This is a genomic window from Janthinobacterium sp. BHSEK, from assembly GCF_056174685.1.
The window spans coordinates 16,489-38,365 of the sequence record NZ_JBWBYV010000042.1 but is presented as its reverse complement, the minus strand read 5'-3'; the positions used below and the strand labels follow the sequence as shown (position 1 = coordinate 38,365).

26 protein-coding genes are annotated in these 21,877 nt (G+C 64.6%); 2 read left to right on the top strand and 24 right to left on the bottom strand.

Features of this window, described 5'->3' with window-relative positions:
* Positions 1-78 precede the first annotated feature (78 nt).
* Positions 79-2,253, top strand: a complete 2,175-nt coding sequence (locus AC0V2Y_RS15540; protein ID WP_475415818.1) for a putative bifunctional diguanylate cyclase/phosphodiesterase — start codon at positions 79-81, stop codon at positions 2,251-2,253.
* Here AC0V2Y_RS15540 and AC0V2Y_RS15535 read toward each other — a convergent pair.
* The 14 genes from AC0V2Y_RS15535 to flgB all read right to left on the bottom strand — a co-directional run bounded on the left by AC0V2Y_RS15535 (position 2,238) and on the right by flgB (position 14,405).
* On the bottom strand, positions 2,238-3,338 hold the full coding sequence (locus AC0V2Y_RS15535) for a glycosyltransferase family 9 protein (protein ID WP_475415819.1): 1,101 nt from the start codon (positions 3,336-3,338) through the stop codon (positions 2,238-2,240). The two genes, AC0V2Y_RS15540 and AC0V2Y_RS15535, sit on opposite strands and share 16 nt — an antisense overlap.
* A gap of 45 nt (positions 3,339-3,383) precedes the next feature.
* A complete protein-coding gene (locus AC0V2Y_RS15530; RefSeq protein WP_475415820.1) occupies positions 3,384-4,352 on the bottom strand; it encodes an IS1595 family transposase in 969 nt (322 codons plus the stop codon).
* Positions 4,353-4,517: 165 nt separating this feature from the next.
* Entirely contained in the window at positions 4,518-5,567 is a 1,050-nt protein-coding gene (locus AC0V2Y_RS15525; protein WP_475415821.1) for a hypothetical protein, read from the bottom strand.
* 5 nt (positions 5,568-5,572) lie between these two features.
* Positions 5,573-6,484 carry a flagellar hook-associated protein FlgL gene (gene flgL / locus AC0V2Y_RS15520; RefSeq protein ID WP_475415822.1) on the bottom strand — a complete coding sequence of 304 codons (912 nt, stop codon included), beginning with the start codon at positions 6,482-6,484 and terminating at the stop codon, positions 5,573-5,575.
* A gap of 10 nt (positions 6,485-6,494) precedes the next feature.
* The gene (gene flgK / locus AC0V2Y_RS15515) at positions 6,495-7,856 is read right to left on the bottom strand and encodes a flagellar hook-associated protein FlgK (protein ID WP_475415823.1); all 1,362 of its coding nucleotides are present in this window, start codon (positions 7,854-7,856) and stop codon (positions 6,495-6,497) included.
* Between the two features lie 81 nt (positions 7,857-7,937).
* On the bottom strand, positions 7,938-8,333 hold the full coding sequence (locus AC0V2Y_RS15510; protein WP_475415824.1) for a rod-binding protein: 396 nt from the start codon (positions 8,331-8,333) through the stop codon (positions 7,938-7,940).
* A gap of 18 nt (positions 8,334-8,351) precedes the next feature.
* Positions 8,352-9,464, bottom strand: a complete 1,113-nt coding sequence (locus AC0V2Y_RS15505; RefSeq protein WP_475415825.1) for a flagellar basal body P-ring protein FlgI — start codon at positions 9,462-9,464, stop codon at positions 8,352-8,354.
* A 9-nt stretch (positions 9,465-9,473) separates the two neighbouring features.
* Positions 9,474-10,136 carry a flagellar basal body L-ring protein FlgH gene (gene flgH / locus AC0V2Y_RS15500; RefSeq protein WP_475415826.1) on the bottom strand — a complete coding sequence of 221 codons (663 nt, stop codon included), beginning with the start codon at positions 10,134-10,136 and terminating at the stop codon, positions 9,474-9,476.
* 11 nt (positions 10,137-10,147) lie between these two features.
* Positions 10,148-10,936: a flagellar basal-body rod protein FlgG gene (gene flgG / locus AC0V2Y_RS15495; RefSeq protein ID WP_167389655.1), complete on the bottom strand. Its 789-nt coding sequence runs from the start codon at positions 10,934-10,936 to the stop codon at positions 10,148-10,150.
* A gap of 32 nt (positions 10,937-10,968) precedes the next feature.
* A complete protein-coding gene (locus AC0V2Y_RS15490) occupies positions 10,969-11,697 on the bottom strand; it encodes a flagellar basal body rod protein FlgF (RefSeq protein WP_475415827.1) in 729 nt (242 codons plus the stop codon).
* Positions 11,698-11,723: 26 nt separating this feature from the next.
* Positions 11,724-12,902, bottom strand: a complete 1,179-nt coding sequence (locus AC0V2Y_RS15485) for a flagellar hook protein FlgE (protein WP_475415828.1) — start codon at positions 12,900-12,902, stop codon at positions 11,724-11,726.
* A 58-nt stretch (positions 12,903-12,960) separates the two neighbouring features.
* Positions 12,961-13,614: a flagellar hook capping FlgD N-terminal domain-containing protein gene (locus tag AC0V2Y_RS15480; protein ID WP_475415829.1), complete on the bottom strand. Its 654-nt coding sequence runs from the start codon at positions 13,612-13,614 to the stop codon at positions 12,961-12,963.
* A 3-nt stretch (positions 13,615-13,617) separates the two neighbouring features.
* Positions 13,618-14,034 carry a flagellar basal body rod protein FlgC gene (gene flgC, locus AC0V2Y_RS15475; protein ID WP_034757795.1) on the bottom strand — a complete coding sequence of 139 codons (417 nt, stop codon included), beginning with the start codon at positions 14,032-14,034 and terminating at the stop codon, positions 13,618-13,620.
* Positions 14,035-14,042: 8 nt separating this feature from the next.
* On the bottom strand, positions 14,043-14,405 hold the full coding sequence (gene flgB / locus AC0V2Y_RS15470) for a flagellar basal body rod protein FlgB (RefSeq protein WP_034758109.1): 363 nt from the start codon (positions 14,403-14,405) through the stop codon (positions 14,043-14,045).
* Between the two features lie 305 nt (positions 14,406-14,710).
* On the opposite strand from flgB, the gene flgA reads away from it, so the two are divergent.
* On the top strand, positions 14,711-15,307 hold the full coding sequence (flgA, locus tag AC0V2Y_RS15465; protein ID WP_475415830.1) for a flagellar basal body P-ring formation chaperone FlgA: 597 nt from the start codon (positions 14,711-14,713) through the stop codon (positions 15,305-15,307).
* A gap of 7 nt (positions 15,308-15,314) precedes the next feature.
* Here the strand turns inward: flgA and AC0V2Y_RS15460 are convergent, their stop codons facing one another.
* From AC0V2Y_RS15460 to fliS, 10 genes are read right to left on the bottom strand one after another with little or no spacing between them, the layout of a single operon-like run.
* A complete protein-coding gene (locus AC0V2Y_RS15460) occupies positions 15,315-16,067 on the bottom strand; it encodes a glycoside hydrolase family 73 protein (RefSeq protein ID WP_475415831.1) in 753 nt (250 codons plus the stop codon).
* Positions 16,054-16,494, bottom strand: coding sequence for a flagellar export chaperone FlgN (flgN, locus tag AC0V2Y_RS15455; protein ID WP_475415832.1), 441 nt, complete (start codon positions 16,492-16,494; stop codon positions 16,054-16,056). Before flgN ends, AC0V2Y_RS15460 begins: the two co-directional genes overlap by 14 nt.
* Positions 16,491-16,781, bottom strand: a complete 291-nt coding sequence (flgM, locus tag AC0V2Y_RS15450; protein ID WP_100872639.1) for a flagellar biosynthesis anti-sigma factor FlgM — start codon at positions 16,779-16,781, stop codon at positions 16,491-16,493. The genes flgN and flgM overlap by 4 nt, the downstream gene beginning before the upstream one ends.
* A gap of 16 nt (positions 16,782-16,797) precedes the next feature.
* Positions 16,798-17,859 (bottom strand): flagellar motor protein MotB, encoded by a 1,062-nt coding sequence (locus AC0V2Y_RS15445; RefSeq protein WP_475415833.1) that lies wholly within the window; start codon positions 17,857-17,859, stop codon positions 16,798-16,800.
* On the bottom strand, positions 17,786-18,700 hold the full coding sequence (motA, locus tag AC0V2Y_RS15440; RefSeq protein WP_034757817.1) for a flagellar motor stator protein MotA: 915 nt from the start codon (positions 18,698-18,700) through the stop codon (positions 17,786-17,788). Before motA ends, AC0V2Y_RS15445 begins: the two co-directional genes overlap by 74 nt.
* A 56-nt stretch (positions 18,701-18,756) precedes the next feature.
* The gene (locus AC0V2Y_RS15435; protein ID WP_326456117.1) at positions 18,757-19,500 is read right to left on the bottom strand and encodes a FliA/WhiG family RNA polymerase sigma factor; all 744 of its coding nucleotides are present in this window, start codon (positions 19,498-19,500) and stop codon (positions 18,757-18,759) included.
* A gap of 33 nt (positions 19,501-19,533) precedes the next feature.
* Positions 19,534-19,998, bottom strand: a complete 465-nt coding sequence (locus tag AC0V2Y_RS15430) for a flagellar basal body-associated FliL family protein (RefSeq protein WP_475415834.1) — start codon at positions 19,996-19,998, stop codon at positions 19,534-19,536.
* Positions 19,999-20,009: 11 nt separating this feature from the next.
* On the bottom strand, positions 20,010-21,152 hold the full coding sequence (locus AC0V2Y_RS15425; protein ID WP_475415835.1) for a flagellar hook-length control protein FliK: 1,143 nt from the start codon (positions 21,150-21,152) through the stop codon (positions 20,010-20,012).
* Positions 21,149-21,466 (bottom strand): hypothetical protein, encoded by a 318-nt coding sequence (locus AC0V2Y_RS15420; protein WP_475415836.1) that lies wholly within the window; start codon positions 21,464-21,466, stop codon positions 21,149-21,151. Before AC0V2Y_RS15420 ends, AC0V2Y_RS15425 begins: the two co-directional genes overlap by 4 nt.
* A complete protein-coding gene (fliS, locus tag AC0V2Y_RS15415; protein ID WP_034757830.1) occupies positions 21,459-21,848 on the bottom strand; it encodes a flagellar export chaperone FliS in 390 nt (129 codons plus the stop codon). The genes AC0V2Y_RS15420 and fliS overlap by 8 nt, the downstream gene beginning before the upstream one ends.
* Positions 21,849-21,877 lie beyond the last annotated feature (29 nt).

Here is a 21,877-nt window from a genome sequence, read left to right as displayed (position 1 = left end):
CTCGACACTGCGCGTGACGCGTGCTAGTCTCGCTACTGCACCCACCTGTTTGCCAGGGCGGCGGTGCAAAGGATAGCCATGGACACACCACCGTCAGCAGTACCTGCTCCGGATTCCTCCCCGCGCGTCCACGACGGCGTGCCGCGGCACGTCGCGCCCCTGCTTGACGATGGCGTCTTCAGTCCGGAACGGATGAAGGCCGAACGCGAGCAAGCCTATTTCAACGATTTATACCTGCTCGCGCCCGTCGCCTATTTCGTGCTGGGCCTCGATGGCGTGATCCTGCAGGTCAACCTGGTGGCGGCCGAACTGTTCGGCCTGGCGCGCGGGCATCCCGGCCACGTGCTGTTCCGTTCCTTTGTCCACGAGGCGTTCCGCCACGATTACGAGCGGTTCGTGCAGCGCGTGCTCAATAGCAGCGAGCCCGAGCGTATCCAGCTGCAGGTGCAGCTGCCGCCGCCGCGTCCCGGCGCGCGCGAGGCCAGCTTGCCCGTCAGCCTGCTGGGCAGCGCCGATCCGAACGGCCAGGCGCTGCGCCTGGTGCTGGAGCAGGCCGAGGGCAAGCTGGCCGCGCTCGAACGCAGCGAAGAGCGTTTCCGGCGCATCGTGCACAGCGCCGAGGAGGGCATCTGGGAAATCGATGCGCAGGCGCTGACGAGCTTTGTCAATCCGAAGATGGCGCACATGCTCGATTGCCAGATCGAGGATATGCTGGGCCAGCCGCTGGCCGCCTTCATGGATGAGGAGGGGCGCGCCATCCTGGAGCGCAACATTGCGCGGCGCCAGGATGGCATTGTCGAGCGCCACGAATTCAAGTTCCTGCGGCGTGACGGCAGCACCTTGTGGGCCACCCTGGCCACCAACCCCATCTTCGATTCCAGCGGCACCTATCTGGGCGCGCTGGCGCTGGTCAGCGACATCACGGCGCAGCGCGCGGCGTCCGAGCGCATCTGGCGGCAAGCCAATTTCGACCAGCTGACGGGCTTGCCGAACCGCCACATGTTTCTCGACCGCTTGCAGCACGAGGCGGCCCATGCCAAACGCGAGGGCGCCTGCCTGGCCCTGCTGTTCATCGACCTCGACCATTTCAAGCAGGTGAATGACCGTCTCGGCCACGAGAAGGGCGACATGCTGCTGCGCCAGGCGGCGCGCCGCATCAGCGAGCGCGTGCGCGCCACGGATACGGTGGCGCGGCTGGGGGGCGACGAATTTACCGTCATCCTGGCCGGCGTGGGACAGCTGGGCGGCATCGAGCGCGTGCTGCAGGAACTGACGGCCGCGCTGGCCCTGCCTTTCATGCTCGACGGCGACACGGCGCAAGTGTCGGCCAGCGTGGGCGTGGCCCTGTATCCGGCCGACGCCGAGTCGCCGGACGCCTTGCTGCGGCATGCCGACCAGGCCATGTACGCGGCCAAGAGTGCGGGGCGCAACGGCTACAGCTATTTCACGCCGGCCTTGCAGCAGGCGGCCGAACTGCGCCGCAGCACGGTGCGCGAGATGCGCCTGGCGCTGGCGCAGGACCAGTTCGAAGTGCACTACCAGCCCATCATCCGCCTGCGCGATGGCGCCATCGAGCGGGCCGAGGCGCTGCTGCGCTGGCGCCATCCGCTGCGCGGCTTGCTGGTGCCCGCCGATTTCATCGCCTTTGCCGAGGCGAACGGCCTGATCATCGATATCGGCGAGTGGGTGTTTCGCCAGGTCGTGCGCCAGGCGCGGCTGTGGCAGGATGAATATGGCCCTGCGTTCCAGATCTGCATCAACAAGTCGGCGATGGAATTTCGCTGCGACGCCGCGCTATACCAGGACTGGGGCGGCCATCTGGCGCGCCAGGGGCTGGCGCCGGGCGCCATCGCCATCGAGGCGAGGGAAGCGGTGCTGCTCGACGAGGGGCGCCAGGTGGTCGACCGCCTGCGCCAGTTCCGCGCCATGGGCCTGGCCCTGGCGCTCGACGATTTCGGCAGCGGGCAGGTGTCGCTCGCGTGCATCAAGAAGGCCGATATCGATTTTCTCAAGATCGGCCGTTCCCTGGTCGGCGAGCTGGGGCGCGAGGGCGCCGGGCAGGGCCTGTGCGAGGCGATCATCGCGCTGGCGCAGCGGCTGGGGCTGAAGGTCGTGGCCGAAGGCGTGGAGACGGCGTCGCAGCGCGATCTGCTGCGCGCCGCCGGCTGCGACTATGCGCAGGGCTATTTCTTCTCGCGCGCGCTGCCGGCGGGGCAGATGGACCGCCTGCTGGCGTCTCAGCCGGCGGCCTGAAGCGTCTCCTGCGTCTGCCCGGCGCCTTCCATCAGCTCTTCCACGGCGGCCAGCGTCTCGGCATCGCTGACCGAGGCCAGGGTCAGGCCCGGCGCCAGGATGACGCGGTAATGGCGGCTGGCCGGATAGAACCAGCGGTAGTTGTCGGTGCGGATGTAGTAGCCGACGATTTTCTTGTCGTACGCCGAGGCGATGTGGATCACCGACGTGTCGGGCGACAGCACCAGTTCGCAGCGCCGGATCAGGGCCGCCAGTTCCAGGATGTGGCCGGTGGGGGGCGCGCGCATCACGTTGGCATGGCCGGCGCCGCGCACGATCTCGGCGGCGCGCGCCTCGGTGCCCGGCGCGGCGATCACCAGCAGCGCATGGCGCGGATAGCGTGCCGCCAGGGCGGCGCAGCAGCGCTGGGCGTCGGCCACGCTGACCGTGCGCTGCGCATTGCTGCCCTGAAAATTGAGGCAAAACAAGCCTGCATGTGTGCGCAGCAGGGTGTCGCAGGCGGCATCGACCCGGGACGCGTGCGTGTCCACGCCGAACAGTTCGTAGCGCATATCGATGTCGCGCAAGCCAAATTGTTCGAACGTGGCGAAAAAGCTGTGCAGGATGTGGCGGCTGCGGTCGCACGGCACCGTATGGTCGAACATGCCCAGCTTCGCCGTCGAGGTGCCGTACTTGGGAATGGCAAAGCCCGTCAAGTAGCGCGCACCGAGCCATTTGATACGCAGCAGCAAGGGAATCGAAAAGCGGTTGTAGGGATTGAAGATGACGTCGTAGCGGCGCCGGCGCAGGTCGGCGATGGTGGTGCGCAAGTCGCGCAGCAGCGGCTGCTTGTCCCAGATGAGGATCTCGTTCACGTGCGGGTTGTCGGCGATGACATCGCGGTTGGCGCTGCTGGCGGCCACGTCGATCTGCCAGTGCGGATAGTTTTTCTTCAGCTCGCGCAGCAGGGCCGAGGTGACGATCATGTCGCCGATCTTGTCATTGCGCAAAATCAGTACCTTGCGCACCTTGGCAATATCGAGGGGCTGCTTGCCGGATTTGCCCAGCAGGGCATAGCTGATCAGCCGGGCGGCGGTTTTTATCAAGGAAACTCCGGAAGTGGATGGCGACAGCAGCATCTTACGGATTGGCTATGTCACCGTCAAATGTGGGAACTCTCCCAGCGTTGCCTTCAATAATGTTTCTGGGGAGCGGATGCGCCCGGCGTCCAGTATCCAGCGCCACCCCAGGTAATTCGGCAGATAACGGCTGGCCACGCCATGGAAGATGCGCAGCCAGCCGCGCAAGCGGCTGTGATACGCGTTGACGTTCTGCACGTGGGCGGCGCCCTGCACGCGGATGCCGGCACGCAAGTTGACGGCCTGGTGACTGATGCCCGCTTCACGCGCGAAGGCGCGATAGGCAGCGTGGCCGTCGGTCATCAGCAAGACGTCCTTGTCGATCACGGGTGGCAGGCAAGCATGCAGCTGCGCCTTGGTCAGCGCCCCTTTTCCCGCGACGAAATCGAGGGTTTGTCCCGTGCGGTCACGCGCCACCAGGATGCAGACTTGTTCACTGGAAATGCCGCGCTTGTGGGCATGGCCGCCACGGCGGCGCGCCGGCCGCGTCAGATGCCGCGCGCCCTTTTCTGACTCCAGCACATACAGCTCGTCCGCTTCGGCGATGCCATGCAGGCAATGGGGCCGGTCCGTCTTGGCCAGGCTTAAAAACCGGTGACGCCAGCGAAAGGCGGTGTTGCGGTGCACGCCCAGCTGGCTTGCTGCCTTGCGCACGGAAGCCGACTCGAGCAGGCAGTCGGCGTAGTCGAGCCACAAGGTCTTGTGGCGCAAGCGGGCCAGCGGCGTGCCGGTGAGCGCATTGAAGGTGCGCCCGCACGGCACGCAGCGGTAGCGCTGCAGTCCGTGCGCATGACCGTGCCGGTGCGCATGGCTGCTGTTGCAGGCGGGACAGTGTAGCCGCTGCCGGGCCACGCTTTCGACCAGTGCCACGACGGCGTTCTGCGATCCTGCCCCGCGCAGCAGAGCAGTGCTCGCCAGACGCTGGCGACGGCTCAGTGCGGCAAACTGGGCGATGAAGGTTTTCCATTCGGCTGGCTGCATGGAAGGCTCCCGTTTGTCTGATATGAACAGTCAGACAGCCGGGGCTGGGGAAGATTCCTTGAGTTCCCCTATTTGTCGGGGACAGAGCCTACGGATTTTCACCGTCCTGAGCCAGGGGGCGTGCCCCATTATTGTCGCGTGTCCCAAGGCACGCGCGAAGAGCGCTTATTCCAGGCCCAGCAGGGCGACGACTCTTTCGCGGCTGATGCCGACCAATGCCGAGCTGATCGCCAGCAGCGATTCGTAGCCGGGCTCGCTGGCCTTTTGCGTGAAGTTTTCCGCCAGGGTATCCATGCTGACGTTCACCTGCACCGGTTGTGCGCGGGCGACCCGTCCCGTCGCCTGCGCCAGGGCCAGGCTGACGGCGCTGCGCGCCGCCTGCAGCTGCGCCAGCGCCTGCACCACTTGCTGCAGGGTGGCGCGCAGGGCTTCCACGTCGCCCGTATTCCATTCTTCCGGGGCGATGGCGGCCGGCTCCGCATCCGTGCGCACGCGGCTCATCTGGCCGGTCGGGTAGCGGATGCCGCTGCCGCGCACGGACAGGCTGTCGCGCACGTTGGCCCAGGCCGCTTCCGGCGTGCTGAACACCAGTTCGCCGTTCTCGCCCTGCTTGACGCTGATGCCTGACGGCATGAGGGCGCGGTCGAAGCGCGAGACGATTTCGTTCGCGCTCAGGCCAGGCTCGATATTGACCGAGCGCAAGGCCTGGTTCGCGCCGCCCACGGAAAACGCCAGCACTTCCTGCGGGCCTTCCTGCAGGCTGGCCATGGTCAGGCCGCGGATGCTGAATTGCTGCTGTGCCGCCTGCGGGCTGGTATAGCTGAGCTGTGCGTCGAGCGTGCCGCCCGAGGCGCTGGCGCGCTGGCGCCAGGTATTGCTGAACTGGCGCACTCTTGCCTCGACTTGCCCTTCGCGGCCCTGGCGCGCGGCCAGCTTGGCCGCCAGCTCGCTTTTCAGCGCCTGCAGCTGGCTGCTGCTGCGTTCCAGGTAATCGAGTGTTTGCTGCGCGTTGGAAATCTCCCCCTGCAACTGGTGATCCCAGTTGCTCAGGCCACGCTGCAGGCTCGCCGTCGACCTCTTCGCCGCCGGCGCCTCGCCGCGCGCGCTGGCGCTGCCGCTGCCGTTGATCGCGGCGGACGCGTCATCGACGACGCGGGCGGTGCCGGCGCCTTTGGCATTGACGCCGGAAGAGGAGGAGGTCTGAACGATTTGCATGATGGTCAGAGAAGATCAAACAGGGAAATAGTGCCAACCTTGGCGTAGGCCTTGTATGTTGCCTGCAGGGCCGTCTGGTAGCCGGTCAGTTCAATGGCCGCCGCGCCCATGTCGGTCTTTTTCAGGTCCAGCAGGGCCGAATTGTTCGACAGCGAGACATTGGCCAGGTTGCCCGACAGCGTGGTAAGGATGTTTTGCGCGCCGCCGAAGATGGCGATCTTGCCTGAGAGTAAATCCATGCCGTCATCGGTGCCGCCGAGGCCGTCGTTGACGATGGCGCGCACGGCCGGATCGTTGGGGTTCACGCCCGGCGCACCGAGGGTGGCGACGACCTGGTCGATCTTGTTGAGCCATACTTCCAGGTTCTTCACGTCGACGTTGGCCGCCTGCGTCACGCCATTGCCGACCACCACGGTTTGCGTGTCGGTATTGCCGATGTAGCTGTAGCGCGAGCCGACGGCCGCCGCCGGGTCGTACTTGATCGCGGGCTGGTCGGTGGCGGTGCCGGAAAACATGTAGCGGCCTTCCTGGTCCTTCAGGTTGGCCGTGTACAGCACGCTGTCGCGCATGGCCGTCAGCGATTGCGTCATCGCGTTCAGGTCGCCCGGCGTATTGCTGCCGTCGGCGGCCCACACGAGCAGGTCGCGCGCCTGGCCCATGTCGGTGACCATGCTCGACAGGTAGTTTTCATTCTTCAGCAGGCGCACTTTGACCGTGGCGATATTGTCCTGGTACTGGGTGACCATGGCTTGCTCGCGCGTCAGGCGCGAAATGCGCACGTTGCCGATCGGATCGTCCGATGGCAGCTGGATGCGCAGGCCCGACGACATCTGCTGGGTCAGGAAGTTGATGCGTTCCTGATTTTGCTGAAGCGAAATATTGATCAGCGATTGGTACTGGCTACTGGCAACACGCATGATCTTCTCCTTAACCCATCATTTGCAAGGTGGCGTCAAACAAGCTGTTCGCCACGGAAATGACTTTCATGTTTGCTTGATACATATTCTGGAATTCGACCAGGCTCATCGCTTCTTCATCCTTGTTCACGCCGCTGGTCGATTTCCAGTCGTCGATCGCTTGCGAGCGCACCGTGTTGGCCGTCTTCAGCAAGGACTGGTTCTGCTGGCTGTAGATGCCCAGCTTGCCGACCAGCTGCGTATCCGCGTCGCTCATCAGGACAGAACCCACCCAGCTGACGGTGATCGGTTGATTCTTGATTTCGATCAATTTTTGCAAGTTGCCGCTGTCGCCGGCCTGGCCCGTCAGCGACAGGGCCAGATCCTTGGCGTTGAAGCCGGGGGTAATGCTCAACTTGCCATTCGCGTAGACCAGCAGGGGACCGCCGGCCGTGCCAGCCATGGTCTTGCCCAGGGCCAGCTGCGCGTTGACCTTGCTGGTCAGCTGGGTGGCCATGTCTTGCAGCGACTGCTGCAGCGGTTTCAGGGTGTTTTGCTCGAACTCGCCCAGGCCGCCCATCTGGCCGCCGATGGCCACCGGGTCGAGGGTGTACGTCGACTTGGCGAAATCGAGACTCAGGGTTTGTTCGCCCGTGTTCGTCATGTTGCTGCTCAGGGTGCCGGCCAGGCTGCCGATGACCAGTGGCTGGCCCGACTTCAGCGAGACATTGCGCGAGCCGTCCGGCTGGTCGAGCACTTCGATACCCATTTGCGAGGCCAGGCCATCGATCAGCTGGTCGCGCGCATCCATCAGCGACGACACATTCGTGCCCGCCGCCGTGGACGTGCTGATGCGCTGGTTCAGCGCGGCGATATTCGCCAGCGTGGTATTGGCTTGCGGCACGATCGCCGAGCGTTGCTGCTGCACCGACAGCAACTGGTTGCTCATGACGGTGCTGATGCTGTTGAAGCGCTGCGCCATGGCGTCGGCGGAGGTGACGATCTGCTGGCGCAGCGGCGTCGACGTCGGGTCGACGGCCGAGGCGTTCAGGGCGGCGAAAAAGCCGTCGATGCCGTTGCTGATGCTGGAAGCGTCGTCGCCCATCACGCGTTCGAGCTGGGTCAGGTAAGGCTGGGTCTGCGACCGGGCGCCCTGGTCGGACGCGGCGCGCCACATTTGCTGGCTCTTATAGGCATCGGCAAAGCGCAGCAGGGCGGACACTTCCACGCCATTGCCGGCCGAGCGCACGCCCACGCCGGCGCCAAGCGAGGACAACAGCACGCCCTGGCGCGTGTAGCCCGCCGTTTGCAGGTTGGCGATGTTCTGGCTGGCCGCGTTGAGTGCGGCCTGGGCGGCGATGCTGCCTGACAATGCATTGCTGATGATGCTCATTGGGCAAGTTTCTTTCGTGAAGAGAGTGGCGCGTGCGGGTAGGCAGGCATTGATTCGTTGTTACCTTGTACAGGCGACGCTTCAGACGGATTTATTAAGCGGCGCTGCAATATTGTCGGTCTTGACAGCGCCACGGGCCGCCACGGGAGCGCCGGCAGGCGGCAGCAGCTGGCGCAGGATGGCGTCGGCGATGCCGAACGCGCGCTGGCTGGCCATCTTGTCGGCCACCAGATTGTCGGCCATTTCCAGCATGTCGCTGTTGACGGGGTCCTTGAAGACGCTGTCCTCGCCCGCCATCTCGCGCGTGCCCGAACGCATCTGGCGCAGCATGTGCGAGATGAAGAAGGCTTCGAACTTGACGGCCGCCTCGGTGGCCTTGGCCGCATAGCGGGGATCGGCCGGCGTGGCTGCCGCAGGGGAGCGGTCGTCGAGCGCCGAGGGCAGGGCGCTGCTGCTGTCGTTTACATTCATTTCCATTCCGCTTTCAGTGCCACGTTAGATGACCACCAGTTCGCCTTCGATGGCGCCGGCCTGGTCGAGGGCTTGCAGAATTGCCATGATGTCGTCGGGCGAGGCGCCCAGGCTGTTGACGACGTCGATGATCGACTGCAGCTTGGCGCCGGCCGGCCATTTGAACATATTGCCGTTGCCCTGGTCGACGGACACTTTCGACTGCGGCGTGACGGTGGTCTGGCCGCGGCCGAACGGCGCCGGCTGGCTGACGGCCGAGCTTTCCGAAATGACCACTTTCAGCGAGCCGTGCGTGACGGCGGCGGCCTTGACGCGCAAGCCTTCGGCGATGACCACGGTGCCGGTGCGCGAATTGAACACCACTTTCGGCGTATCGACGCCCACGTCGACGGAGAGCGCTTCGAGCTTGGCCATGAAGGCCACGCGCTGGGTCGGGTTTTCCGGCGCCAGCACTTCCACGCTGGTGGCGTCGCGCGTGGTGGCGACGGCGCCGAAGCGGCGGTTGACGGCTTCGACGATATTGATGGCCGTCTCGAAATGCGGGTGGCGCAAGTTCAGGGTGACGGTCGGCTTGGTGGAGAAATCGCTGAGAATCTCGCGCTCGATGTTGGCGCCGTTGGGAATGCGGCCCGAGGTGGGCGTGTTGACGGTGACGGACGAGCCGCTCTTGCCGGTGGCGTTGAGGCCGCCGACGACGACGTTGCCTTGCGCCAGCGCATACGTTTCATTGTCGGCCGCGCGCAATGGCGTCAGCAGCAAGGTGCCGCCACGCAAGCTTTTCGCGTCGCCCAGGGAGGAGACGGTGACGTCGATGGCCTGGCCGCGGCGGTATCCTGGCGGAAATACGGCGCTGACCATGACGGTGGCGACGTTCTTGCTTTTCGCTTCGGCGCCGTCCGGCATCTTCACGCCGAACTGCTTGAGCATGTTGACCACGGACTGGCTGGAAAACTTCACCTGGGTGGTGTCGCCACTGCCGTTCAGGCCCACGACGAGGCCATAGCCGACCAGCGGGTTGTCGCGCACGCCTTCGATGCTGACCAGGTTGCGCAGCACTTGCGCGGCGCTGGCGGGCAGGGCGAGGCCGGAGAGCGCGGCCAGCATGGCTGCCAGGGGCAGGGCGGAACGAAATTTCATGAGCTCACCTTAAAACGGCATCCATGGGCCGACGAAGAAGCGCGTCAGCCAGCCTGGTGTATTGGCTTCGGCCAGGGTGCCCTGGCCGGAATAGGCGATCTGTGCATTGGCGATGCGCAAGGACGAGACCTGGTTGTTCGAATCGATGTCGGCCGCGCGCAGGTAGCCGCGCAGGCGCACGAATTCCTCGCCCTGGTTCAGGGTCAGCGTTTTTTCGCCCTGCACGCGCAGCAAGCCGTTCGGCAGCACTTCCTGCACGATCACGGTGATGGCGCCGGACAGCGCATTTTGCTGCGTGCTGGTCGAGTCGCCGGCGAAGTTGCGGTCGGCCGACAGGTCGATGCCCGTCTTCGGGAAGGTCTTGCCGAGGATGTTGGCCGCATTCACGCCGACGGACGAGCCCTTGTTGAACGAGGTGCCGGCCTTCTTGCTCGCCTGCGTGGTTTCCTGCAGGGCCACCGTGACGACGTCGCCCACGCGGAAGGCGCGGCTGTCCGAGATCAGGTCCAGGCCCGCATCGGCATTGAAGACGCCGCCGCCCACGCCGCCGCGCGCGGCGCTGCGCGGCGCCACGGGCAGCGGCGTATCGGAAAAGCTGGGCGCCACCGGCGCGGCCGGCCGGCTGGCGCAACCGGCGCCCAGCACCAGCAGCAGCGCCGCCGTGGCTTTCATGGCGACTGTCATCAGCGTGCCGCTTGCGCCAGGTATTGCAGCATATTGTCGGCGGCCGACAGCACCTTGGTGTTCATTTCATAGGTGCGCTGGGCAGCGATCATGTCGACCATCTCCTCGACCACCTGCACGTTCGAGCCTTCCAGCGCGAACTGCTTCAGCTTGCCCAGGGCGCCTTCGCCGGGACGGCCTTCCGTCGGCGTGCCGCTCGATGCCGTTTCCTGGAACAGGTTTTCACCGAGTGCCAGCAGGCCCGTCGGGTTGATGAAGCTGGACAGGTTCAGCTGGCCCAACTGGGTGCCGTTGACATTGCCCGGCACGGTGGCCGTGACCATGCCGTTTTCGCCGATGGTGATCGCCGTGGCATTGTTGGGCACGGTGATCTGCGGCACCAGCGGCAAGCCCTGGGCGTTGACCATCACGCCGTTTTCATTGATGCCCAGCTGGCCGGCGCGCGTGTAGGCCGCTTCGCCGTTCGGGCGCAGCACCTGCAGGAAGCCGTTGCCGGTGATGGCGACGTCGAATTCGCGGCTCGTCGTTTGCAGGCTGCCCGTGGTAAACACCTTTTGCGTGCCCACCATGTGCGTGCCGTTACCCAGCTGTACGCCCGATGGCGACAGGGTATTGTCGGCGCGCTGCGTGCCCGGCTGCTGCTCGACCTGGTAGAACAGGTCTTCGAAGACGACGCGGTCGCGCTTGAAGCCAACGGTATTGACGTTGGCCAGGTTGTTTGCGATGGCTTGCAGTTTGGCGTCCTGCGCCTGCACGCCGGTCTTGCTGATCCACATTGCTGGATTCATGATTTACTCCTGGTAATTGGTTGGCGTTGGGCTTAGGCGCCCAGCAGGCGGTTGCCGGACTCGGTCATCGCGTCGCTGGCCTTGAAAATTTTCATCTGCATCTCGAAACTGCGGTTCAGGCTCATGGTGGCGACCATTTCCTCGACGGCAGAGACGTTGCTGCCTTCCAGGTGGCGGTCGCGCAGGCGCACCGCCGGATCGGCCTGCAAGTCTTCGCCGCCGCGCGCCACGATCAGGCCCGCCTCGTTCTTCGTCAGCTCGCCCGCTTCCGCATTGACCAGCTTGAGCTTGTCGACGGTCTGCATCTGCGCCGTCCCCGGCACCTGGATGGAAATCGTGCCATCGGCGCCGATCGACAGGCTGGTGTGCTCGGGAATCGTGATGGGGCCGCCTTCGCCCAGCACGGGCCGGCCGTTGATGGTCAGCGCGCCCGTCTCATCGAGGTCCATGGCGCCAGCGCGCGTGTAGGCTTCGCCGTTTTGCCATTGCACCGCGAGAAAGCCGGGGCCCGTGACGGCCACGTCGAGTTCGCGTCCCGTTTCCTTGATGGTGCCCGTGCGCGTGCCGACGGCGCTCGACTGCGTCTGCGTCATGTGGCGGTCGTCGTAGCCATAGCCGTTTTGCAGCGGCTGGGCAGTGGACACTTCCAGGTTGGCGCGAAAGCCGCCCGTCTCGATATTGGCCAGATTGTTGGCGTGTACCTGCTGTGCCCGCAGGGCGCGGTCGGCCCCGCTCATGGCGGTATAAATCAGCGCATCCATTGCTCTTTACCTTTGCGTATCGTGGATTACAGCGCTTGCATCAGCGATTGCAGCATGGCGTTCTCGGTCGAGATGACCTTCGAGTTCGCCTGGTAGTTACGCTGCGACGTCATCAGGCCCACCAGTTCCGAGGTGATGTCGACGTTCGACTGTTCCAGCGAGCTCGTCACCAGTTTGCCGGCCATGCCCACGCCCGGGCGGTCATACATGGCGGTGCCGGAGGTGGTCGAGGCGACCCAGCTGGTATCGTTGACGGCCGTCAGCGCGCCTTCGTCGGGGAAGGTGGCCAGGGCGATCACGCCGATGCTCTGCTTTTGGCCGTTCGTGTACTTCGCCACGACGGAGCCGTCGTCGGCCAGTTCCACGCCCGTGTAGGTGCCCGAGGCATAGCCGTCGGCGCGGTCGGTCGAGGTCGTCGCCTCGCCGGCGAACTGGGTCGTGCCCGTGTAATCGATGGCGACCGTCATCGGCGCCGCGCCGGGCGGCGTCGGCAGCACTGGCGAGGCGGACGCGCCCGTCACCAGCTTGCCGTTCGTGTCGAAGGTCATGCTCGTTACTGGCGTCACGTCGGCGTTGTCGAAGGTGTAGTGCACGTCCACGCCCGTCGCCGTCTTGACGAAGTACTGGCCCAGCGAGTGCTTGGCGCCCAGCGAATCGTAGACGATCGAGGATTTGGCGCTGTTGTAGCTCAGTTCATTGGTCTTGCTGAAAGGCGGGGTTTTCACGGCCCATTCGGACGACATATTGGCCGCATACGCCAGCTTGGTCGTTGCCACGGCGGGAATCTGGCCCGTCGGAATGAGCATGTCGCCCATGGTGCCCAGGGTGGTGGTGCCCTTGACGGCGGCATAACCCTGCACCAGGCGGCCGTTAGAGTCGATCAGCTTGCCATCATTACTGGCCGAAAAGATGCCGACGCGGCTGTAGGTCATGGTGTTTTGCGCATCGCGCGTGACGAAATAGCCGCGGCCGTCGATGGCCGCGTCGAGCGCCCGGCCCGTGTTCAGCACGCCGCCATTGAGCGACATGCTTTGCGTCAGCGAGCCGATTTCCGTGCCCGTGGCGCGCGAACCGGCATACATGGCCGAAAAGTTGGCGCGGCTGCTCTTGAAGCCGTAGGTGCCGGCATTGGCGATATTGTTACTGGTGCTGTTCAACTGCTGGTTGATGGACTGGATACCGGACAGGGCGATGTCGAAACTCATGTTGATTTCCTTTAGTGAAGGACGATATTAGTGTTCAGGAAACGAAGGAAAGGGCGAATCAAGCCGTCTTGCCGTTGAAACCGGTGATCGCGCCAGGGTTGACTTCGCCCAGGTTCGACACGCTCAGGATCATGCTGCCGCCGGACGACAGGCGCACGCTGTTGAGCTTGCCTGCGATGTCGACCGTCGGCTTTTCGGTGCCGCTGGTGCTGACCTTCATGCTGTAGGTGCCGGCAGGCAAGCCCAGCGCGACGGGGTCGATGGTGAACGGTACCGTGCCGGCTCCCTTGGCGCCCAGTTCGATCTTGTATTCCTTGTCGTCGATGCCTTTCAAGGTCACCGTGGTCTTGGTGGTGCCGGCGGCCAGCGCGATGCTGCCGCTGACCTTGCTCTTGTCGAGCTGCACCGTGTCGCTGTTGACCATGACTTCGGAACCTACTTGCGCGCCCAGGGCCAGCACTTGCATCGATTGCAGCACGCTGGCATTGGCGCTGGTCAGCGCCGACAGGTTCTGCATCGCTTCCGTCTGCGCCTGCTGCGTCAATTGATTGACGAACTGGCTCGGGTCGGTCGGCGCGAGGGGATCCTGGTTCTTGATCTGCGCAACCAGCAATTTGGTGAACATGTCCTGGGTGGCATTGCCTTGCGACTTGACGGCATTGCTGCCGTTGTTGCTGCCGCTGGTGTTATTTGTAAAGAGATTGGTTTCCATGGATTATGCTTCACCTAATTTGAGGAGCGATTGCTGCATCGACTTGATACGGCCCAGAACTTCGACATTCGTTTCAAAAGCGCGCGACGCCGACATCATGTCGGTCATCTCGGCAACCTGATTGACGTTGGGGTAGAACACCATGCCATCGGCATTGGCCATCGGGTGGCCCGGTTCATACACCTTGCGCAGCGGCTCATCGCTTTGCACCACGTCGAGCACCTGAACCCGTCCGCCGGCGCCGCTGGCGCCGGGGCCATCCATCACGGCCGCAAACACGGGTTTGCGCGCGCGGTAGGTTTCGCCTTCGGAACCGGCAACGGAATCGGCATTGGCCAGGTTGCTGGCGATGGTATTGAGGCGCACGGTTTGCGCCGCCATCGCCGAACCGGCGATCTTGGAAATATCCTGGAAGCTCATGCTGATCCTTATTGTCCGGAAATGGCCTTGGACAGCCCCTTCAGTTTCATGTTGACGAAAGTGAGGCTGGTCTGAAAGTCGGTGGCATTCTGCGAGAACGCCGCCTGCTCCACGCCGATTTCGACGGTATTGCCGTCGCGGCTGGGGTGGTAGGGAACGCGGTACAGGGCGCTGGCGTCGTCATCGGTCGACAGCAGGCCGGCCTCGTTGTCCTGCAACTGCTGCAGGGCGCTGCCGAAATCCATGTCCATGGCCTGGAAGCCGGGCGTGTTTTCATTGGCGATGTTGGCCGCCAGCACGCGTGTACGGTCGGCGCGCAGCGCGAGCGCATCGGCGTGCACGCCCAGCGCATCCTTGAAATTAATCCCCATGGTCATCCTTTGTATTGAATTCGATCGTGCTTTTTGCGGTTCGGGCCAGAAAATAGGTGGTGCAGAGGTAAAATCCCAGCCTGGTCATGTTGACGCATGGTAAGGTCATGCCGCTTCAGTATCTTTGATTAAGGTTAGCAATGATTTACTTTGAGAACTATTCCGTGATGTGGAACAAGGCGCAATGTCGCTACATACTGCTTCCTGGCCTCTTTTTACTGACCAGCCTATATAGTAGTGCAGGTCGCGCAGAATTGCCAGCCGACAATATATTTTCACGTGTGGAACAGTTGGCGCGGGAGCAATTGGCACAGCAGGCGGCCACGGCAGGATTGCTGGAACCGCAGTTTCAAGTGGCCGTCGTGAAAAGCACGCGCCCCGTGCCGGCGTGCGCGGCGCCCGTCACGCTGGAAACGGCGGACAGCCGCTCGGCGCAGCGCATGCGCTTTGTCGCGGTGTGTCCTGGAAGCAACGGATGGCGCTATGAAATGCTGGCGCGCGGCAGCATCACGGCGCAAGTGGCCGTCACCAGCGCCCCCGTCACGGCGAATACGCCGCTGCAGGCGGGCGACGTGACGATGGCGCGGCGCGACGTGACGATGGTGCCGGACAGCATTTCTTCCTTGCCCGGCGCCGTTGGCCTGTCGAGCCGGCGCAGCTTGCGTACGGGCGAAGTGCTGCGGCAAGGGCAGCTGGCGTCGCCCGTGCTGGTCAAGCGGGGCAGTGCGGTGAATATCGTGGCGCGCAAGGAACAGGTGGAAGTGAGCATGGCCGGCGAAGCGATGGACCCGGGCGCGCTGGGCGAGCTGATCCGCGTGCGCAACGCCACCAGCGGCACGGTGATACGTGCCAGGGTGGTCGATGCGGGCGTGGTGGAACCGGCCGAACTTCCCGGCCGTTGAGGGAAATTTACTCGGCGGCGGCCGTGCGCTGCAGCCGTGTCGCCAGCTGAGTCAGCTTGGCGGCGTAGTTGGGATCGGTGGCATAGCCGCCGCGCGCCAAGCCTTGCGCGAAGGCGCCCGCATCGGCGCCCGTGTTCAGGGCGGCGCGGTAGCGCGGGTTGTCGAGCAACACCTGCGCATAGTCGCGGAAGGCGCTGGCCTGGTCCGGGTAGCTGCGGAAGCGCTCCGTTTTCTTCAGGGCCGTGCCGCTGCCCGCTTCGTATTCGGTGGTGACATTGCTGGCCACGTCGCCCTGCCATTTCCCGCCGGCCTTGATGCCGAACAAGTTATTCGTATCCGCGCCCGTGCCCTGGCGCAGCGGACGCTGGCCCCAGCCGGATTCCAGCGCCGCGTGGGCGGCAACGATTTCCGGCGCCACGCCCAGGCGCGCGCCCGTTTCCTGCGTCCATGGCTTGATCGAGGCGAGGAATTGCTGCTGCGTTTCGCCGATCTCGCCGCCCTGGCTGATGGCGCCCAGCACATTCACGGGTTGGCTTTGTTCCAGGTAGGCGCGTCCTTGCGGGCTCAGGCTGGTGGCATTGCCGCCGCCCTGTTCGATGAAGCGGGCCACTTCGCCCTGTACTTGCCGGAACACGCTGCCAAAGCTGTCGCCGGAGGCGGCGGATTCGGTGGCGCGCATATTGCTTTGCGCGGCATGGGTCGCCGCCGTCGATGGCGTCGCCGCCGTGGCGCGGGTGGTCAGGAAATCAGCCTGGCGCATACGTATCTTCCTCGCCATGCAGCACGCGCTGCATGATGCTGTACTGCTCTGTTAATAAATCGCTGTTGCGGGCATTCAGGCGCTTGCATTCAAGCACCATCTGTTCCAGCGCGGCCCACTCAGCCTGGGCCTTGCTGCGCGCGTCTTCTTGCAACAACGCAAACAATTGCGCCATATCGCCTTGCGGGCCCAGCAGGGCAGTGACCAGGCTGACCCGTTGCCGGCGGCGCGCATCGAGCGGTTCGACGGCGGCGATGACCTGGTCGGCCAGCGCCGTCAGCCGGGCGCTCTGGTGTTGCAGGGTGGCCTGGAATTGCTCTTCCAATAAGGTTTGCAGGGCGGCATAGCCGGCGCGGTCTTCCGTCATGCCTAGCAGCACGCGGCGCACGGCTTCCTGGCGCGTGATGCCCTTGCGCGGCGCGGTCACGATTCGCCGCCGTGGAACCGCTGGATCAAGCCTGCCAGCTTCGATGGATCGAACGGCAATTCGCCCTTGGCCAGCGCATCGCGCAGCATGGCCACGCGCTCGTGGTCGATCTCTGGCATGGCGCGCAGGGCGGCCATGGCCGGTTGCAGCACGGCCGATTGCAGTTCCGCCCCGGCCGACGAGCCGGCCATGGCGCCCGCGGCGCCCGCGTTCTCGGCGATCGCCTCGGCCGGCGCGACGGCGCTGCTGCGCACGGCGGCGCCGGTATTGCCGGAGGAGATTTTCATACGTTGTCCCTTGCCCTTAATTTGCATGCTCGTCACGTTCCTTCTTTGCGGGCAGGCCCAGTTTGTCGCGCAGGCGCTGCAAGGTGCCCGAGTCCGGCTCACCCACCTGCAGCTCCTCGCCTTGCGGTTTTTGTCCGGCCATGCCGAACATGGCGGCGATGCTGTCGGCCTGGCCACGCGTCAATATTAACAGTTCGATGCGGCGGTTGATGCCGGCGCTGGCATTTTTCACGTCCAGCGGCGCGCGGTCGGCCATGCCCACCACTTGCAGCACGCTGTCCGGACTCATGCTGCCGATCAGCAATTGTGCGCGCGCCGACATGGCGCGGTTGGCCGACAGGGTCCAGTTCGAAAAGCCTTCATAGCCGGTATTGGCGTATTGCATCGAGTCCGTGTGGCCGACGATCAGCATCTGGTTGTCCATTTGCGCAAACACGGGGCCCATCTGGCGCAACAGCTTGCGGAAACGGTCGGTCGGCACGGCGCTGCCGCGCACGAACATGCCTTGCTTGTCCGTATCGTGCAGCATGACGCGCAAGCCGTACGGCGTGATCACCGATTGCAGGTTGCTCTTCAATCCCGCTTCGTCGCTGAGCTTGTCGAGCGCGCGCGACAGGCTCAGCAAGTCTTCCGGCGACTGGTAGCTCACTTTCGTCTGGTTTTGCGGCGCGGCGCCGGCCTTGCCTTCCTGCGTCTGCTTGCCTTCCGTGCGCGTGTCGCCCGAGCCCTTGCGGGGCATGGGGAAGCGCTCGATGAGGCTGCCACGGGGACCGCCGCTCTGTTCCGGCATGACGCCCTGGCCTTCGCCCTGGCGGCTGCTGGCCGATGCATCCATCATGATTTCCTTCATCGCCTGCTGCTCGCGCGCGGCCATCAGCCACAGCACGAGGAACAGCGACAGCAGGGCCAGGCAAAAGTCGGCGAACGCTACTTTCCAGGCGCCGCCATGGCCATCGTCGTCGTGCTTGCGTCCGGCACGCTTGATGATGGCCTGTTCATGTTTCTCATGCGGCTTTAGCACGGCGGCCTCCCCGGCCTTGGCCTTGCTCTTGTTCGGCACCGCCATCTTCCAGCGCATTGATCCAGCTTTCCAGCTGGGCGAAGCTCGGCTTGATGTTCAGCTGCACCAGGCGGCGGCCCGCATCGATGGCCAGCAGGGGCGGCTTGCCCGCCACGTGCGTGACCAGCACGACCTTCACGCATTCCATGGTCGAGCCTTCCTCGCCCACCAGCTGTTTCATCATGTTGCACATCGGATCGAGCACGCCGTAGCAAAAGAAGATGCCGATGAAGGTGCCGACCATGGCGGCGCCCACTTTTTCCGAGATCTCCGCCGCATCGGCGCCGTCGGCCACGGAATTCATGGCCATCACGATGCCCAGCACGGCGGCCAGAATACCGAAGCCGGGCATGGCTTCGGCGATCTTGTGCAGCGACTTCGACGGTTGCAGCAGTTCGTCGTGGATGGCTTCCAGTTCCTGCTCCAGCACGCCTTCGAGTTCATGCGCGTTGATCTTGCCCATCGCCATCAAACGGAAGTTGTCGACGATGAAGGCGAGCAGCTTCGGCTCTTCCAGCACCAGCGGATAGCGCTGGAACAGGGCGCTTTCGCGCGGCGCCTCGACGTGGGCGTCGAGCGCCTTCAGGCCGCCGGCGGCCGTTTGCAGCAGTTCATACATCAGCAGCAGCAACTGGCGCTGGAATTCCGAGCCTTGCTTCTTGTGCGTGACGATCTTGCGCATCTGGTGCAGCATTTCGCCGAGTACATGCTTGGGGTTGCCCAGCACCAGGGCGCCGACGGCGGCGCCGATGATGATGATCAGCTCGACCGGTTGCCAGATCGCGTGGACGGTGCCGCCCATCAGGGCGAAGCCTCCGAATACACACCCCATCACGATTAAGATACCGATAATTACCATGTCAACTGCCTTTCTGCGTCATTGTGCTGCGTCAATTTGATGGATAGTGCTGAAACTTATGCGTCTTGCAGCATGGCTTTCATCTTGCCCAGCGCCGTCTTGTTGAGCTGGCAGACACGGGCGTCGCTCAGGTCCAGTACGGCGGCTATTTCTTTGTAGCTCAGTTCGAATTCGTAATACATCTGGATCACGCGCTGCTCGCGTTCGTCCAGAGCGCGCAGCGCTTGTTCCAGGCTGCGCCGCACCATCAATTGCTCTTCCGGGCTCGGTGCGCTGTCGGCCTGTCCCAGGCTTTCCTGCAGTACTTCGTCGAAACTGGCGATCAGCTCGGCGTTTTCCGCCAATTGATATTCCTGGAAGGCTTCCGGCGTCAGCTTCAGGGCCGCCATGATTTCCGCTTCCTGCGGCTCGCGTCCCAGGCGCCGGGTCAGGGCGCGCACGCTGTCGCGCAGGCGGTGGCTTTCCTGGCGCACGGCGCGCGGGCGCCAGTCCTGGCGCCGCAGTTCATCGAGGATGGCGCCGCGGATGCGCAGACTGGCATAGCTGCCGAAAGACTGGTCCGGCACGCCGTAGCGGCGCAGGGCTTCGAGCAGGCCCATCAGGCCGATCTGTTCCATGTCGTCGCGGTCGATGGCGCCCGACACCTGCGAATTGAGCTGGCGCACGATGCGTTTCACCAGCGGGGAGTACGCCACCAGATGTTGTTGCTCTTCAGCAACGCTGAGCACGGCCGCGCAAGCGCTGGCGGCGGCATATTCGCCGGCGCCATACGCTTCCTGGTATTGCTCTACATAGGCCAAGGGATCTCCCACTAGGTCGGCTGGCGTGTTGGCTTATTCAATGATCAGCTTGCCGACCATGACTTCGGTGAACGGCTTTTCCATCTGTTCGCGCTCGTAGCTGACATTGAAGGCCTTGTTGATCTGCTCGGCATACTGTTCCACGGTCATGGTTTGCGCCTTGTCCAGCGGGAAACTCGACAGGGTGCTGACGGCGATCGAGCGCATCAGCGGCAAGTGATCCTTGGTCAGCTTTTCCTTTTCCTCGGTGGTGGCGATCACCAGGTCGGCCGACAGGTAATGCGTGTCGCCTTCGCCGGGGCCGCGGCGCAGCATCACGATGACCTTGTCCAGCGTGATGAACTTGCGCGCCTTCTTGCCCGTGGCGGGCGGCGGCGGGGCTTTCGCTTCGGCGGCATCGGCATGGCCGGCGACCGGCTTGGCCAGGTACCACATGGCGCCGCCAGCCGCGCCGGCGGCCAGCACGGCCACGCCGACAAAGCCGGCGATCAGTTTCATTTTCATATTCATCAGGCGCTCTCTCGCTCGTGCATGGCGTAAGTGGTGGCGGCAGTGCTGCCGTCGGACAGGGCGCGGCCCGGTTCGGCATCGTCCTGCTGGCGGCCCGGCTGACGCTGGCCGCGCGCATCGCCTTCGGCAAACGCCTGGGCGGCGGGGCTGCGCGGGGTGGCGCTGATATTCACGGCCACGTCGGTGTACTGGCGCTGCGCCAGGTCGCTGCGCATGTTTTCGCCGATGCCTTGCAGCTGGCGCAACACTTCCGAGTTCGACGCCGTGACGTTTACCTGCAGCGCGCCGGCCGTGTGGCGGATGGAAATTTCAATGCGGCCCAGCATGGGCGGCTCGAGGCGGATCGTCGCGTGTTCGCTGTTGCGGCCGATCTGCGTCTGCAGGCGTTCGCCCAGCGCTTCGCGCAGCGGTTCCTGCCACTGCTGGGCTGGACCGTTGAGTTTGATGGTGTCGCCGGCCGGGGCCGCCGTGGCGGTGTTGGCCACCGCGCCCGCCAGGCCCAGGTTGGGCGCGGCCGGCGCCGCGGCGCCGCGTTCGCCTTCGCGCGCGGTGAACGCGGTGACGGCAGGGGCGGCGGCTGTCACCGGCGCGTTCTGCTGCAGCAGCGATTCGAACGGCTGCGCCGGCGCGCTGCCTTTGGCGGCTGTCGCCGGATTGGCGGCGGCCAGCGGTTCGCGCGTGTCGCGGCCTGCCGCTTGCGGCGTTGCCGGCGCAGCCGCGTTCAGGGTGACCGCCGCCGGATGCAGGCTGATGTTGAGTGCCGGGTTCGCTTGCGCCACATTCGCCTGCGCTTGTGTCTGTGCCTGCGCGCCGGCGCGCGCTTCGGCCGCATCCGTTGGCGGCAGCATCGTCACCGGCAAGCCGATGACGGGGGCGGCCATGGCCGGCAGGTTGCCATCGGCCTGGCTCTCGGCATCGCCGTCCTTGGCGGGCGCGGGCGTGCCGGCGTCGGCCTTGTCCACGCCCGTCACGTCGAGCACCTGCGCAAACAGGGGCAGGGCGGCGGGGACGGCGCCATTGCCGCCATAGCCTGGCGCGCCGGGCAAGGCGGCCTGGGAAGGCGCTGGCGCCGGTGCTGGTGCAGGTGCGGCTGGGGCCGCCCGTGCCGGAGCGGCCGGCGCCGTGTTGAAGTTCATGATCATGCTTGATTCCCGTCCGAGTCGTATTCGCCGAGCGCGGCGTAGGCGACCCAACCTTCCTTATTTGCCTGTAATGCACCCAGGTGTAAGCCCAGGCGTTCTTTTTCCTCAGAGCAAATTTTAACCGCTTGCGCGTGAATTTTGCGCAATTGCAACAATTCTGTTTGTTCCAGCGCAGTCCATGCGCCACGTTCGGCCAGCAGCGGGATGTTTTTCGCCAGGCTGGCCGAGAGTTTTTCCATCGCCGCCCAGTCCGGCTCGGCAAGCGCCGCGCTCAATTGCCGGCTCAGCTGCTGCAGCGCGGCGCGCCTAGGCATTGTTGGCCTGGACGCCCACCCAGCCGCGCTTGATGGTGGTCATCAAGGTCGTCACTTCGTCGATCAGCGTCGGGTCGAGCTTGATGCCGGCCGTGTACAGGCGCGCCACGCAGTAGTCGTACAGGCGCGCCAGATTGACCACCACCTCGCCGCCATTGTCGAAATCGAGCGAGCTCGACAAACCATTGATGATTTGCGTGCACTTGTCCAGGCTGATCGCCTTCTGCTCGTAGCGCTTGCCCACGATATGCCCGCGCGCGCGCGCCAGTTCTTCCAGCAGGCCGTCCGTCAGCACCAGTACCAGTTCGACCGGTGTGGCGCGGGCGGTCTGGGAGTCCAGGTTGACGGCGTGGTAGCTGCCGTAAGCTTCATTGTTCAACATTGTTATCTTCTCGCTATGTTAACTGTGGC

Coding starts and splice junctions, on each gene's coding strand:
- AC0V2Y_RS15540 (WP_475415818.1), top strand. CDS start 79: ATGGACACACCACCGTCAGCAGTACCTGCTCCGGATTCCTCCCCGCGC.
- AC0V2Y_RS15530 (WP_475415820.1), bottom strand. CDS start 4,352: ATGCAGCCAGCCGAATGGAAAACCTTCATCGCCCAGTTTGCCGCACTG.
- AC0V2Y_RS15525 (WP_475415821.1), bottom strand. CDS start 5,567: ATGCAAATCGTTCAGACCTCCTCCTCTTCCGGCGTCAATGCCAAAGGC.
- flgL (WP_475415822.1), bottom strand. CDS start 6,484: ATGCGTGTTGCCAGTAGCCAGTACCAATCGCTGATCAATATTTCGCTT.
- flgK (WP_475415823.1), bottom strand. CDS start 7,856: ATGAGCATCATCAGCAATGCATTGTCAGGCAGCATCGCCGCCCAGGCC.
- AC0V2Y_RS15510 (WP_475415824.1), bottom strand. CDS start 8,333: ATGGAAATGAATGTAAACGACAGCAGCAGCGCCCTGCCCTCGGCGCTC.
- AC0V2Y_RS15505 (WP_475415825.1), bottom strand. CDS start 9,464: ATGAAATTTCGTTCCGCCCTGCCCCTGGCAGCCATGCTGGCCGCGCTC.
- flgH (WP_475415826.1), bottom strand. CDS start 10,136: ATGAAAGCCACGGCGGCGCTGCTGCTGGTGCTGGGCGCCGGTTGCGCC.
- flgG (WP_167389655.1), bottom strand. CDS start 10,936: ATGAATCCAGCAATGTGGATCAGCAAGACCGGCGTGCAGGCGCAGGAC.
- AC0V2Y_RS15490 (WP_475415827.1), bottom strand. CDS start 11,697: ATGGATGCGCTGATTTATACCGCCATGAGCGGGGCCGACCGCGCCCTG.
- AC0V2Y_RS15485 (WP_475415828.1), bottom strand. CDS start 12,902: ATGAGTTTCGACATCGCCCTGTCCGGTATCCAGTCCATCAACCAGCAG.
- AC0V2Y_RS15480 (WP_475415829.1), bottom strand. CDS start 13,614: ATGGAAACCAATCTCTTTACAAATAACACCAGCGGCAGCAACAACGGC.
- flgC (WP_034757795.1), bottom strand. CDS start 14,034: ATGAGCTTCCAGGATATTTCCAAGATCGCCGGTTCGGCGATGGCGGCG.
- flgB (WP_034758109.1), bottom strand. CDS start 14,405: ATGGGGATTAATTTCAAGGATGCGCTGGGCGTGCACGCCGATGCGCTC.
- AC0V2Y_RS15460 (WP_475415831.1), bottom strand. CDS start 16,067: ATGCGCCAGGCTGATTTCCTGACCACCCGCGCCACGGCGGCGACGCCA.
- flgM (WP_100872639.1), bottom strand. CDS start 16,781: ATGAAAATCTCCTCCGGCAATACCGGCGCCGCCGTGCGCAGCAGCGCC.
- AC0V2Y_RS15445 (WP_475415833.1), bottom strand. CDS start 17,859: ATGCGCTGGAAGATGGCGGTGCCGAACAAGAGCAAGGCCAAGGCCGGG.
- motA (WP_034757817.1), bottom strand. CDS start 18,700: ATGGTAATTATCGGTATCTTAATCGTGATGGGGTGTGTATTCGGAGGC.
- AC0V2Y_RS15430 (WP_475415834.1), bottom strand. CDS start 19,998: ATGAAACTGATCGCCGGCTTTGTCGGCGTGGCCGTGCTGGCCGCCGGC.
- AC0V2Y_RS15425 (WP_475415835.1), bottom strand. CDS start 21,152: ATGATCATGAACTTCAACACGGCGCCGGCCGCTCCGGCACGGGCGGCC.
- AC0V2Y_RS15420 (WP_475415836.1), bottom strand. CDS start 21,466: ATGCCTAGGCGCGCCGCGCTGCAGCAGCTGAGCCGGCAATTGAGCGCG.
- fliS (WP_034757830.1), bottom strand. CDS start 21,848: ATGTTGAACAATGAAGCTTACGGCAGCTACCACGCCGTCAACCTGGAC.